The organism is Pseudomonas sp. 65/3-MNA-CIBAN-0223 (assembly GCF_040310425.1).
Lineage (GTDB): Bacteria > Pseudomonadota > Gammaproteobacteria > Pseudomonadales > Pseudomonadaceae > Aquipseudomonas > Aquipseudomonas gregormendelii.
This window is the reverse complement of the sequence record NZ_JBEOPV010000009.1, coordinates 55,885-68,622: the sequence shown is the minus strand read 5'-3', so window position 1 is coordinate 68,622 and position 12,738 is coordinate 55,885. Positions and strand designations below refer to the sequence as shown.

13 protein-coding genes and 1 pseudogene are annotated in these 12,738 nt (G+C 63.0%); 7 read left to right on the top strand and 7 right to left on the bottom strand.

Annotation, left to right across the window (positions count from 1 at the left end):
* Positions 1-325: 325 nt before the first annotated feature.
* From AAEZ09_RS12885 to AAEZ09_RS12875, 3 genes are read left to right on the top strand one after another with little or no spacing between them, the layout of a single operon-like run.
* On the top strand, positions 326-964 hold the full coding sequence (locus tag AAEZ09_RS12885; protein WP_350599673.1) for a hypothetical protein: 639 nt from the start codon (positions 326-328) through the stop codon (positions 962-964).
* Positions 964-1,395: a phage holin family protein gene (locus AAEZ09_RS12880; RefSeq protein WP_205892431.1), complete on the top strand. Its 432-nt coding sequence runs from the start codon at positions 964-966 to the stop codon at positions 1,393-1,395. The genes AAEZ09_RS12885 and AAEZ09_RS12880 overlap by 1 nt, the downstream gene beginning before the upstream one ends.
* Positions 1,392-2,243, top strand: coding sequence for a DUF3618 domain-containing protein (locus AAEZ09_RS12875; RefSeq protein WP_350599671.1), 852 nt, complete (start codon positions 1,392-1,394; stop codon positions 2,241-2,243). The genes AAEZ09_RS12880 and AAEZ09_RS12875 overlap by 4 nt, the downstream gene beginning before the upstream one ends.
* 63 nt (positions 2,244-2,306) lie before the next feature.
* Here AAEZ09_RS12875 and AAEZ09_RS12870 read toward each other — a convergent pair whose 3' ends face one another.
* The 3 genes from AAEZ09_RS12870 to AAEZ09_RS12860 form a co-directional block, all read right to left on the bottom strand.
* Positions 2,307-2,549: a hypothetical protein gene (locus AAEZ09_RS12870; protein WP_350599670.1), complete on the bottom strand. Its 243-nt coding sequence runs from the start codon at positions 2,547-2,549 to the stop codon at positions 2,307-2,309.
* A gap of 92 nt (positions 2,550-2,641) precedes the next feature.
* Positions 2,642-2,899, bottom strand: a complete 258-nt coding sequence (locus tag AAEZ09_RS12865; RefSeq protein WP_045062182.1) for a DUF6555 family protein — start codon at positions 2,897-2,899, stop codon at positions 2,642-2,644.
* 140 nt (positions 2,900-3,039) lie between these two features.
* Positions 3,040-3,480 (bottom strand): hypothetical protein, encoded by a 441-nt coding sequence (locus AAEZ09_RS12860; RefSeq protein WP_350599668.1) that lies wholly within the window; start codon positions 3,478-3,480, stop codon positions 3,040-3,042.
* A gap of 169 nt (positions 3,481-3,649) precedes the next feature.
* Between AAEZ09_RS12860 and souR the strand changes: the two genes are divergently transcribed.
* The 4 genes from souR to AAEZ09_RS12840 all read left to right on the top strand — a co-directional run bounded on the left by souR (position 3,650) and on the right by AAEZ09_RS12840 (position 8,490).
* Positions 3,650-4,663, top strand: coding sequence for a transcriptional regulator SouR (gene souR / locus AAEZ09_RS12855; RefSeq protein ID WP_350599667.1), 1,014 nt, complete (start codon positions 3,650-3,652; stop codon positions 4,661-4,663).
* Positions 4,664-4,746: 83 nt separating this feature from the next.
* On the top strand, positions 4,747-6,300 hold the full coding sequence (locus AAEZ09_RS12850; RefSeq protein WP_350599666.1) for an efflux transporter outer membrane subunit: 1,554 nt from the start codon (positions 4,747-4,749) through the stop codon (positions 6,298-6,300).
* The gene (locus AAEZ09_RS12845; protein ID WP_350599664.1) at positions 6,297-7,436 is read left to right on the top strand and encodes an HlyD family secretion protein; all 1,140 of its coding nucleotides are present in this window, start codon (positions 6,297-6,299) and stop codon (positions 7,434-7,436) included. The genes AAEZ09_RS12850 and AAEZ09_RS12845 overlap by 4 nt, the downstream gene beginning before the upstream one ends.
* Positions 7,426-8,490 (top strand): DUF2955 domain-containing protein, encoded by a 1,065-nt coding sequence (locus AAEZ09_RS12840; RefSeq protein WP_350599663.1) that lies wholly within the window; start codon positions 7,426-7,428, stop codon positions 8,488-8,490. The genes AAEZ09_RS12845 and AAEZ09_RS12840 overlap by 11 nt, the downstream gene beginning before the upstream one ends.
* 90 nt (positions 8,491-8,580) lie before the next feature.
* Here the strand turns inward: AAEZ09_RS12840 and AAEZ09_RS12835 are convergent, their stop codons facing one another.
* From AAEZ09_RS12835 to AAEZ09_RS12820, 4 genes and pseudogenes are all read right to left on the bottom strand, one after another.
* Positions 8,581-10,281, bottom strand: a complete 1,701-nt coding sequence (locus AAEZ09_RS12835) for an amidase (RefSeq protein ID WP_350599662.1) — start codon at positions 10,279-10,281, stop codon at positions 8,581-8,583.
* 196 nt (positions 10,282-10,477) lie between these two features.
* A pseudogene (locus AAEZ09_RS12830) lies at positions 10,478-10,621 on the bottom strand (PaaI family thioesterase); the annotation flags it as partial.
* A gap of 96 nt (positions 10,622-10,717) precedes the next feature.
* Positions 10,718-11,515, bottom strand: coding sequence for a ChbG/HpnK family deacetylase (locus AAEZ09_RS12825; RefSeq protein WP_045061569.1), 798 nt, complete (start codon positions 11,513-11,515; stop codon positions 10,718-10,720).
* Entirely contained in the window at positions 11,487-12,731 is a 1,245-nt protein-coding gene (locus AAEZ09_RS12820) for a GNAT family N-acetyltransferase (protein ID WP_350599796.1), read from the bottom strand. The genes AAEZ09_RS12825 and AAEZ09_RS12820 overlap by 29 nt, the downstream gene beginning before the upstream one ends.
* Positions 12,732-12,738 lie beyond the last annotated feature (7 nt).

Below are 12,738 nucleotides of genomic sequence, written 5' to 3'. Positions count from 1 at the left end.
CCCCGACTGGCACCCTCTGCAGAAGCAAAGCTTGCTCGCTATCACCTTGGGCCAGTCGAAATCCAAGCTGGCTGGCCGACTGTCAGCGCGCATTGGAGTACCCGGTCCTGACTGTGCAACAGTCAGGCGCAGACCGCAGTCAGTGTCCTGAATTCTTTTTATTTACGTGGCTTTCAGACCACTTGTTGGGTCACCCGTCGGCGCGTTTGTCGCTCATCATTCTGTTGGAACTCCTGTTAATGCAGCTCCGTCATCTGAACTGAGGGCGGCTGCGAAACTGTCGTGGCGCACCCGAAAACGCATTTTTCGAAAGGCGAGGGACGTCATGAATATTCCAGACAGCAGGACTGAAGGCCAGAACGATCATCAGGGCTCCGCAAGACCGGAGGCCGATTTTCAACATTTGAAGGAAGGCGTCACCGAGGCGCTCGGTGACGCGAGGCAACAAGCGGATGCGCAGTTCGGGCAGTACCGCGATACCGCTGCCGACCAGATCGAGGCATTGGCCAAAGGGGCAAAGTCCTTTGTCTCGGAGATCGAAGACAAGGACAGCCTCGGCATGTCCGACTACCTGGCCGACATGGCGGAATCCATGACCGGCCTGGCCGGTAATCTACGCGGCAAAAGCGCCGAGCAGTTGCTGAACGATGCGGCCGACCTGGCGCGCAACAATCCTGCCCTGTTCCTGGCAGGCAGCGTCGCGCTGGGCTTTGGCCTGTCGCGATTCCTCAAGGCTGGTACTGCTGCGGCCTATACCGCCAGCGCGCAACAGCCGTCAGAGAACAGCAGCTCTGCGCCTGCGCCCGGCGGCTTTGGTGCGCAGCGCCCGTACGAAACATCGGTCGCTGCGCACACCGGGCTGGACACCGGCATCACCCCGTCCGCGCCGGGCGAGCAGGACCATCCCACCGACTTTGCGACCCCGAAAACTCCAGGTTCGAATGACTTCAAGGGAGCACTGTGATGAACAGAGAAAACCCAGATCTGCCGGGCGCACGCCCCGTACCCGTGGTTGAAACCGACGCTTCAGTCGTCGGCCTGTTGCGCCAATTGTCACGTGAGGTGCCGGCCCTGTTCACCAAGGAACTGGCCCTGGCCAAGGCCGAGCTGCAGGCCAGTCTCACTACGCTCAAGGCCGGCATTGCCGGGGTGGCCGGCGGGGCAATTGTGCTGCTGGCGGGCTTCATAATCCTGTTGATGTCGGTGGTCTACGGCCTGTCGATGGTGATGGCGCCCTGGCTCGCGGCACTGATAGTGGGCGTGGTGGTGATGATCGTCGGATTCGCCATGCTGCAGTCGGGTAAAAAACAATTCGAGCCATCCCACTTCAAGCCTGATCGCACCCTGGATGCCTTGAACAAGGACCAGGAAGCCCTGCGGAGGAAAGTCTCATGAAAAGCGAATTCGAACTGGAATCGGAAAAAAGCCCGGAAGCGATCGAGCGTGAAATCGATGCACAGCGCGCCAGCATTGGCAACATCGTCGATGCGCTGGAAAGCAAGTTCACCCCAGGCCAGATGTTTGACCAGGCGTGGGGCGTGATGCAAGGCAACGGCACCGCGTTCCTCTCCAACCTGGGTACCAGCGTGCGCAACAATCCGGTGCCCGCCGTGCTGACCTCCGTGGGGTTGCTGTGGCTGATGATGAGCCAGAATCGCCCCCCAAGCCCGAATGTCGGTTATCGCAGTGGCCCAGAGCACAGCAGGGTCGGCGAGTGGGCCGATGGCGTGTCGGACGGCATTGACAGCGCGCGGGACCGCTTGCACCACACCGCAGATTCCATGAAGGAAGGCTACCAGTCCGTCAAGGGCAAGGCCTCGCACCTGGGCGACAGCCTGGGGGCCGCCACTGACAACGTCAGTCACGCCATGCACGACGCCAGCGATCGGCTGGCACGCGGTACGCAGGCAATGGGGGATCAGTTCACACATCTACTCAGGGAACAGCCGTTGATGGTCGCTGCGGCGGGCATCGCGCTAGGCGCGTTACTGGGCGCCGCGATCCCCTCGACGGCTACCGAGCAACGTTACCTGGGCAAGACCAGCGCGGGACTGACGGACAAGGTCAAGCAGCAGGCGCGTGAAGGATTTGAAGCGGTGCGCGATACCGTCACCAAGACCACTGATCATGCCGAGGCGCCAACGACCGCCCAGACGGATATGAACAGGAGCGTCCCGAACGGGCAACAACGCACTGCCTCCAGCGCTCCAGCGGACTTGTCCGGGGGGTTGGGTACTTCCTGACAGCAGGTGTGAAAAAAGGGAGGCCTGCATCAGGCCTCCCTCGATTTCGTGTCACACGTGTGGTCAGTTTCCATCGGCCACTTTGCGCTCTATCTCGTCAACCTTTTTCTGCAGCTCTTGGGTGTCCTGCTCCTTGGTGCGGGTGGAAGAGGGCGTGATGACTTCGTCCACTGCGCGGGTATCGTCGTCCGTGTCCGCCAGATCCCTCTGCACCACATTCACCGGCTTGCCGGACGAGTCCCTGGGCGGTGCGTTGGATGTCATGGGTGATTCGCCATCATTGCTGCGTTCATCATTGTCGTTCATGTCGCATACCTCCATCGGCTTTCACATTGGATGCAACGGTGCAGGTCGAGTTCGGGATTTTTCATACCCGCTGACCGCCGGCCCCCGGCTAATCAGGACGGCGTCGCCTCGGTCCAGTCGAGCTTGGCCGACTCGCGCCAGCGCACTTCGACGACGCCGTATTTTTCCGCCTGGGGCCTGGATACCACCTTGAGCGGCGGCCTTCCGGGTTTGGGGATGGGCGCTATGCCGGCATCACAGCTTGCCCAATGCCAGGCATCGCGATTGCTCATCACTTTTGCACGAATGATGAACGACCTCGGCTCCCCGTGGAGCAGGTATTCAATGATGTAGAGACCGGTGCTGTTCATGAGGACCCTCCTTATGCTCATAGACAAAGGAGTGGTGGTGTCAGAAAAAATTCAAAGCAATTTCCCGGCGGCGTTAAGCGCTTATTTTCAGGAAAAAAAATGCACTTTATGAGGTTCTGGAGACTCCCTCTTCAAGCCGCTCAGCTGCAGATCAGCCTGACTGCCTTGGCGGCACGTTCCAGCTCCTGTTTGACGTCAACCGGTATTCGCTGCTTGCGCAAGGTTTGCTCCAGGAAGGCCTGGTTGCCCCGACTGTCGACTTCGGCATCAATGGCGGCGTCCTCGGCACCGATCGCCGTGGCGTGGGATTCCATCACCGAGTCAATCTCGACATTGCTCTTGGCGGCATCCAGGGCGCCGACGAGTTTCGCCACGTCCTCTTCTTCCGCCTTGGCATAGGCATCCACCGTCAAACCTGCCGCCAACGCCCGAGCCCGCACTTCGACTCCTTTTAACGCCTCCCTGGCTTCCCCGCAGCGTAATTCCTGGGTGTGGTTTTGCACATCGCGCCACTGCAGCAGTGAGTACGTCAGCGTGCCGACCATTGCCAGGGTGATACCGCTTATCAGGATCGGCTTCATGGGTGGATTCTCGAGCGGATGCAAAAGGGCGCGCTATTTCTTTCAGGCATTCACAGCGTAGCACCGGGCAGCGAGGATCAGCGGCTTCAATATCTTTCCAGGTGCCGCCATTGCGCTTTCTCCATGCGGCCCATAACGTATTGGTTTTCGTTGCAAAGCAGGTCGACCATTGATCGAAAGACGCCAGTTCAGTGAAGGGTTAAAGGGCAAGAACCTTCGTTACCTGAATGACAATGCCAGCGCGACACCTCAAGTGGTGCGCTGCGGTTTCCTGCTGCTTGAGCATTTTTCGCTGCCGGCCTTCACGCAGGTGCTGGATACGCTCGTGACCGCCAATCTGCTGCGTCCAGGGGTGTTCACCACGCGCACCTTCGGCTTGAGCGACGGCGAAGTAGTCAGCGATCTGGGGCTGGTCATTCGCCCGGACGCTCGTCTCGACGGTTCAGCGATCAAGGGGCTGGACCTGCTGGTGGTGTGTGGTGGTTATCGAACCGAACTCAAGGCCAATGAAGCGTTTATTACTCAGCTCAAGGCCGCAGCGGAGCAGGGCGTGATGCTCGCCGGCTTGTGGAACGGCGCCTGGTTCCTCGGCAAGGCGGGCCTGCTCGAGGGCTATCGCTGCGCCATTCATCCGGAACACCGCCCGGCGCTCGCGGAGATCTCCCGGGCGACCCAGGTCAGTAGTGAACCCTACGTCATTGATCGCGACCGCCTCACGGCGTCCAGTCCTTCGGGCGCCTTTCACATGGCCCTGGACTGGATAAAAAGTCTTTACGATAAAGCCCTGGTCGAGGGTGTCGAGGACATCCTGGCCTTCGAGGAATCGCGTTACCGGCGAATCAAGCCGACGGAGAACATCTGCGTCAGCGCGCCGTTGCGCGAGGTGGTCAAACTCATGGACACCAATCTTGAAGAGCCGCTGGAACTGGAGCAACTGGCGGTCTACGCCGGTCGTTCGCGGCGACAACTCGAACGCCTGTTCAAGGAGCAGCTGGGCACCACGCCGCAACGCTATTACCTGGAGCTGCGCATTACCGAGGCGCGCCGGCTGCTGCAGCACACCGAGTTGTCTCAGGTCGAAGTCCTGGTGGCCTGCGGGTTCGTCTCGCCAAGCCATTTCAGCAAGTGCTACAGCGCCTACTTCGGTTACCGGCCTTCCAAGGAAAAGCGCCTTGTGAAGTAGCGTTGAAGCGCGCCCCGGAGGAACTCCGTTGGTCTCGGCTTTCTGTGGCTATGCTTGACTGACCGTCGCATCGGAAGACATCCATGCCCTCAAGCGCAGCCCCGTTCAGACGCCCGCGCCAGTTGCTGATCCTTGGCGTGCTCGGCCTTTGCGGCTGCGTGCGTCTGGGACCGGATTTCCAGGCGCCGGGCGAAGCATGGAGCCGGCAATGGAGCAGCCCGGCCCTGGAACAGGCCAGCCAGCGCGAACAGAGCCCGGACCTGCGTGAGTGGTGGCAGGTGTTCAACGACCCGTTGCTGGATCGCCTGATTGCCGCTGCGGACGCGGGTAACGCAGACCTGAAAATCGTCGGGCTGCGGGTCATGGAAGCCCGGGCGCGGCTGGGGATTGCCGAAAGCGGGCGTTACCCGCAGCTGCAGCAAGCCAGTGCCGACAGCCTGTACCTCAACCGCCGGCAATCCGGCGGCAGCAATTCGCAGGACAGCCACTTCTGGCAGCACAGCGTGGGTTTCGATGTGGGTTGGGAGCTGGATTTCTGGGGCCGCTTCAGCCGCGCCATTGAGTCGGCCGACGCCAGCTATTTCGCCGCGCGTGCCAACTATGAAGACGTGCTGGTGCTGCTGCACGCGCAAGTGGCGGATACCTATTTTGCCTTACGCACCACCGAGGCGCGGTTGCGGGTGGCAAAGCAGAATGCCCGGCAGCAACAGCGTAATTTCGAGATCACCGAGAAGCTGTTCAACAGCGGGCAGAATGCCGAGCTGGACCTGCAGCAGGCCCGGACTCAATACCTGGGCACCCTGAGCACCATCCCCAGTCTTGAGGACCAGCTGCAACGCACCCGCAATGCCCTGGCCGTACTGATCGGCCAGCCACCCGGCGGCGTGCCGCAGTTGGCGACGAGTGACGGGCTGATTCCGCTGGTGGATCGGGCGGTGCTGCAGGATGTGCCCGCCAGCCTGCTGCTGCGTCGCCCCGACGTGCGAGCTGCCGAGCTCAATGTCGCTGCGCAGTCGGCGCTGATCGGCGTGGCCGAAAGCGATTTTTATCCCTCGTTGACCTTGCTTGGCAGCATCGTCTGGTCCGCTGATTCACTGGATGGCACCCCGCGCAGCCTGGACCTGATAGGGGGGCCGAGCCTGCGCTGGAATCTGTTCGATCATGGCCAGATCAGCAACAACGTGCGAGTGCAGGATGCGCGGTTGCAGCAGTTGATCGAAGTCTATCGCGACAAGGTTCGCCAGGCGGCACGGGAAGCCGATGATGCCGCTGGCGGCTTGATCAAATCCCTTGAGCGCGAGCGTATCCTGGGCGAGGCCGAAGTGGCCGCCAAGCGCTCGCTGGTGCTGGCCAGCGCGCAGTACCGCGAAGGTTATTCGGACTTCCAGCGAGTGCTGGATGCGCAGCGGGCGCTGCTGGAGCAACAGGACAACTACCTGGTGGCCCGCAGCAATGCCGTGAGCAATGTCATTGCCCTGTACAAAGCCTTGGGTGGCGGCTGGTCCAGCGCCCAGCCAATGGTCGATCCCGCCACTCGCAGGCAGATGCAAGAGCGCACCGACTGGGGCGATCTGCTGGACGAGCCTGGAGTTGCCCAGCCTGCCTTTCCCCAGCCCGACGAGGTCAAAACACCATGAGCGACACTGTCCCGCCCTCGGCTGAAACACCGCCGGTGCCAGCACCTGCACCCGCTCCAGACCCGAGCCGCAAGGGCCTGAAGTGGGTGTTGCTGTTGATTGTCCTGAGCCTGGCCTGGTACCTGCTGGCGGATCGCTTCACGCCGTATACGCAGCAGGCGCGGGTAGGGGCCTTTGTGATTCCGGTGGCGGCGGAAGTGGCAGGGCGGGTGATTCGGGTCAACGTGCGGAACAATCAGGATGTAAAGGCCGGCGAGGTGCTGTTCGAGGTCGACCCCCAGCCGTATCAGATTGCCGTGGATCGGGCGCGGGCCGATCTTGAGTCGACCCGGCGCCAGATCGGCGCCGGCACTGCCGGGATTGCTGCCGCGCAGGCCAACCTGAGGGCGGCCCAGGCCAACGAACTCAAGGCGCGCCAGGACAATCAGCGCCTTGAAGGCTTGTATCGGGACGATCCGGGGACCATCTCGGTGCGCCTGCTGGAAGTCTCCCGGGCCAATCGCGAACAGGCCGTGAGCCAGGTCGCTGCGGCCCGCGCCGAAGTCCAGCGGGCACGGGAACAGGAGGGCGGCAGCGATGAGGACAACGCGACCCTGCGCAGTGCCGCCACGGCGTTATCGAAAGCCGAACTGGATCTGGCCAATACCCGGGTGCGCGCGCGATCCTCCGGGTTGATCACGGACCTGCGCACCGATGCCGGCCAGTTTGCTGCTGCCGGAGGTCCGGTGATGACCCTGATTGCGATCCACGATGTATGGGTCAGTGCCGACATGACCGAGAATAATCTGGGTCTGGTCCAAATCGATACGCCGGTGGCGATCGTGCTGGATGCGCTGCCGGGGGAGGTGTTCGAGGGGCGCGTGCGTAGCGTGGGTTACGGGGTCAGCGTCGGTCAGGCGCCCGCGCCCGGAACCCTGCCCAGTGTGCAGAACAGCCGCGACTGGTTGCGCCCGGCGCAGCGCTTCCCGGTGATTATCGAGTTCTCCTCCGAAGCCAAGCAGCACTTGCGCGACAGTCGCGGGATCCGCGCCGGCGGGCAGGCTGAAGTCATGGCCTTTCCCCGCGAGGGCAATCCACTCAACCCACTCGGCCGCCTGTTCTTGGGTTTCATGAGCTGGCTGTCGTATGTCTACTGAAACCACGATCAGGGCCCGGCGCGCGTTGCGCCTGGCGACGGGCACGGCGCTGTGCCTGGCGGCGAGTTTCGGCCTGGGCTTGCCGATTCCTTTCGTGGCGCCGGTGCTGGCGGTGTTGTTGCTGGCGACGCTGAATCAGCCCCTGCCATTCAAGGCAGCACTGGTCCTGGCGCTGGCGGCGCTGCTGACGACCGGCAGCGGTCTGTTGTTGATTCCGGTCCTGCGGTACTACCCGCTCAGTGGCGTGCTGTTGATTGGCCTCTGTCTGTTCCTGGTATTCCGCTTCGGCCTGCGCGGTGGCAACGCGCTTATCGTCACGTTCCTGGTCATCGGCCTGACCATGATTTCGTCAGCCGGGGTTGCCGATTTCGGCCTGGCGGCGACGGTCATCGAGGCGCTGGTCAAGGGCCTGCTGCTCGCGGTGCTGGCCGTGGCAGGCAGTCACTGGCTGTTTGCCGAACCGGCGGATGCTCCGCCATCGCCCAGTCCCCCAGGCTTGCCGCCTGCAGAGGCCGCACGGGTGGCGCTGCGAGCCACCCTGATCGTCCTGCCGACCTTCCTGCTGGCACTGATCGACCCGGCCAGTTACCTGCCGATCATTCTCAAGGCGGTCAGCCTGGGTCAGCAAAGCTCGACCAGCCACACTCACAGCGCCGGTCGGGAGCTGGTCGGCTCGACCCTGCTGGGCGGTTTGCTGGCGATCCTGTTGTGGTGTGCACTGAGCCTGTTTGTGCACCTGTGGATGTTTTTCCTGTGGATGCTGCTGTTCGGCCTGGTGCTGGCGCGCAAGCTTTACCGGCTCAGCCCAACGGGTTTAAGCCCGGGGTTCTGGCTCAACAGCCTGATCACGATGATCATTCTGTTGGGCCAGTCGGTGCAGGACAGCGCAGCGGGCAAGGACGTCTACACCGCCTTTGCCATACGCATGGGGTTGTTTATCGCCGTGACGCTGTACGCATGCCTGATGGTCAATCTGCTCGAGCAACGCCGAGCACTCCCCGCCGCCCCAACCTCGCTCCCCACCCAGCCCCCCAACCCACTCCCCACCCCGTAGGAGCTGTCGAGTGAAACGAGGCTGCGATCTTTTAACACCCAGCGCACACCAGCCACCAACATGTCGCCCCAATTCCCACAGGCATTTTCCCTACAACACAGGCGTACGCGGCGGGATCAGGCGCTTGGAGCCGGTGGCCTCGAACGCACTGGCCAGGCGCAGCAACGATGAATCGTCATAGGCACGACCGGCAAAGGTCAGGCCCACCGGCATGCCAATGTCCGGCATCACGCCCATCGGGACCGTCACCGTAGGGACGCCCAGGTGGCGGATAGCGAGGTTGCCATTGGCGACCCAGACGCCGTTGCTCCAGGCGATGTCCGCAGAACGGGGATCGACATCGGCATTCGCCGGGGCCACGTCGGCGACGGTCGGAAACAGCACCGCGTCCAGGCCCAGGCGATCCATCCAGTCTTCGAGATCGATGCGCCGGGTCTGTTCCAGTCCGCGCAGGCCGTCAGGCACCGTGGTGATCTGGTCCCACGGTGTGATGCCGCGTTCGGCCATGCGCACATACTCGTCCATGCCCGCTACCAGGTCGCCTTCGCGGTTGGGCAGGGTGCCTGGGTCGTGGGGAAAGATCAGCGGGCCGTCGACGTCGACCAGCCGGTTGAGCTTTGGATCCCCGTTGGCCTGCAGGAAATCATCGAACGCCCAGGCCGTCAGGTCCCAGAGTTCGTGGTGCAGAAACTCCTTCGACACCAGGCCCCGAGTGAAGACGGTCGGTGCTCCGGGGCGATCACCCTCGCAATTGGACACCAGCGGGAAATCCACTTCGATCACTTGCGCGCCCGCCGCTTCCAGCGCCTGACGCGCCTGTTGCCAAAGCCCGATCACCGAATCCCGGGTGATGATGCGCTGGCCTGTCGGCCCGCCAATGCCCGGCGCTTCTGCCGTGCCAGCCTCGGGGTCGGCATTGATATACATGCGCGGTACGCCCAGGCGTTTCCCGGCCAGAGCCTCAGCCTTCGCTGCCAGCGCTGGATAGCTCGCCGGACGCACCGAGGCCACGCTCGGAATCTGTACCCAGGGCTGCATGCGCCACAGGTCGCCGCGGGTGTCGGGATCTTCCGCGACCACCACGTCGAGCACTTCGAGCAGATCCGCCATGGTCCGGGCGAAGGGCACGACCACGTCCATGGTCGGCGTCAGGGGCCAGTTGCCGCGCACCGAAATCACCCCACGCGAAGGTGTATAGGCACACAAGCCGTTGTTCGATGCTGGCCCACGGCCACTCGACCAGGTTTCTTCAGCCAGCCCGAACGCGGCGAAACTGGCCGCCGTTGCCGTACCCGCGCCATTGGACGAACCGGAAGCAAAGGGCGCCGTGAGGTAATCGGCGTTGTACGGGCTCTCTGCACGGCCATAAACCCCGCGTTGCATACCTCCATTGGCCATGGGCGGCATGTTGGTCTTGCCCAGGCAAATCGCACCCGCACCACGCAGGCGCTCGATGGTGAACGCATCACGGTAAGCCACCAGGTCGACGAAGGCCGGGCTGCCGGAGGCGGCCGTCAGCCCCTTGACCAGATAACTGTCCTTGGCAGTGTAGGGAATACCATCGAGCGGGCCGAGGGTCTGGCCCTTGGCGCGGCGCTCATCGGATGCTCGCGCTTCGGCGAGGGCTTCAGGGTTGCGCACCACCACTGCGTTCAGCGCTGTCGGCGTGTCGCGCCCGTCGTAGGCATCGACCCTGGCGAGATAAGCCTGGACCAGTTCAACCGCGGTGGTCTGGCCCGACTCGAGCGCCGCCCGCAGCTGCGCAATGGAAACCTCAGTGACCTCGATCATGCGGTTACCCCCGACATTGTTTGAATGATGTGCTTCGTTGAACCAAAACGCTGGGTCCGGGGGGCATCACACTTCTCAACTTGGATATTCATATGACTCTCGTTGCACTGCATTCGCGACAGGGCCTGAGCTTATCGGCCGAGTGCCTATTTTGCACCAGAGTGGGCGCGCCGCCGGCAAAAAAAGTACCGAAGCCTCAACCCTCGCGGCCATGCGCAGCGGCGGCCAGCTGTCCGGTATCGACCCGCACGAACACCGAGTCGCCCACCGCTGTCAGCACGCCATCGGCATACACCTCGCAGATCACCCGGGTCTTGCGGCCAACGTCACTGCCAAGCCTATAAGAATTACCTGACCTGTGGGAGCCTGGCTTGCCAGCGATGACGCCCGTGAGCTCGCCATCGCCGGCAAGCCAGCGCCTGCAAGATGCTCTGCCTTACGGTTTCACGACCACCGCCCCGCCGGGTAGCCCGACGCTGTTCACCGCCCCATAGGACACCCGCGGCACACCTCGCATCCGCTGCTCCAGCAACTGCGTAAGCGACTCTCCGGGATTCAGATAAGCGTCGCCGAAATCCGTGCCGATCTGGTTCGGGTGGGCGACGATTTCCAGTACTCCTTTGGTCGGCATTGCTGCGTTGCGCAGGTCCACAGGCGTGCACACATAGTCGGCGGTGGCGCCGGCCAATTGCTGGAGACGGGCGTTGAGCAATCGTTTGAACACGCGCTTGGGCAGGCTGAGGTTTTGCCCCAGGTTGCGCGCCAGGCGCACCGGCACGCCCTGGCGGGCGGCGAAGCGCGCGACGATTTCGCCGATCGGCCAGATGTTGTGCACGTGTTGATGGGAATCCAGATGGCTGGGCCGCACGCCGTTGTCCAGGCAGCGTTGCCATTGCGCTTCAAGCTCCTCCAGAACAGCTTGGCGATCTTCGCGGCTGAGCCAGAGGCGATGGCGGGGCAGGTTGAGGTCGAACACCCCGGCGTTGTCGCAGAAGTGCGGGCGCGAAAGAATGCCCAGGCTCAACGGCTGGCCGTAGGTGAGGTTGAAGTGCAGGCCGATGCGACCGGTCAGCAGCGGATGCCGGGCCATGGCGCATGCGGCTTCGAAGGCCGGCATGTTGGCCATGGCCGTGGCAGAGCTGATAACGCCCGCCTGGAATGCACCGAGGATCACGGCGTTTTCATTTGGGCTGAGCCCGAAATCATCAGCGTTGACTATGACTTGACGTGGCATGTTTGCCCTCCAGTATGGCGGTGTTCCTGGCCTTGACCTGCTTGGCAGCGGGGGTGGGCGTGGCCACGGCGGCCGCCACTGGTTGCACCGCTTCCGGTTTTACGGGCTTGGCCGCACGCCGCGCTTTCCATTGTTGCAACCGTGGCTTGAGCGCCTGCCAGACCCGTAAGGCCAGCCCCAGGGCGATACCGCTGGGTCGCCAGGAATAGAAGCTCCAGCGCCAGTGCTCCAGTTGCCCGGTCATGCGCTCGTGCAGTTGATGACTGGAATTTTCCAGACTGACGCGCGAGGCATCGATCCAGCGCCAGTTGTCGTCCAGGCCCCAGCGAATCCACTCTTCGAGCAAGACGCGGCCGCTGCCCAGGTCGGCGTATTGCGGCAGGAATGCCAGGTTGTAATCGTACAACCGACCCTGTTCGAGCAGCCCCAGGCGGTAACTGATGCAGCGCTCGTCCAGCTCGAGGATCACCACCCGCACCAGCCCCTGGGCGGCGAGGGCGGTGAAGGCTTGATTCATCCATTGGCGGTGGCGCTCATCGGCAAAAATCCCCACCCCTTCGTCACCTTTCCAGCTTACCGCCTCGACTTCACTGATGGCCTGCAGCAACGCACCCATGGTCGACGCATCCGGGGTAATGCGCCGCACTTGTGCGCCACAGGCAGCGATGCGTTTGCGTGCGCGGCGCAGTTTGTAGCGCGGGTCGCCGGAGATTTCCTGGTGGTCGGCCTCGCTGATCTGGTGCACGGGCACGCGACAACTCAGGCGCCGTTCACCGGTAGAGCTGTGCGCCATCCAGTGGGTCAGGGCGCTTTCTTCGCCAGCGGCAGCGCAAAGCTCGTTCAATTGCAGCAAGGCGTGGGGCAGTTTGCGGCGAACCTGCGCCAATGCCTGGCGCACGTCCCCGGCGTCCAGGCGGGCAAGCAGCGCCAGGCGATCGGCCAGGGGGTAGCCCAGGTGGTGCAGCACCCGGAAGGGCAACCCGCCGAAACGCTCCACCGATGCCACCAAGGGCAGGCACAACTGCAGCTCATCGCCTCGCCAGGCCAGCAGCACATGCACCTGGCATCCGACGGCGAGGGCCTGTTCCGACGCGCACATCCAGGCCAGCGTGTTGAACGGAGTGTGCTCCGCGACCCGCAGGCGCAACGCTTCATAAGCCGCTGCCGGGAAGTCGGGTGTACACAGCGAAGTACGCCATTCAAATCGTGCTGTCATAGGTTCA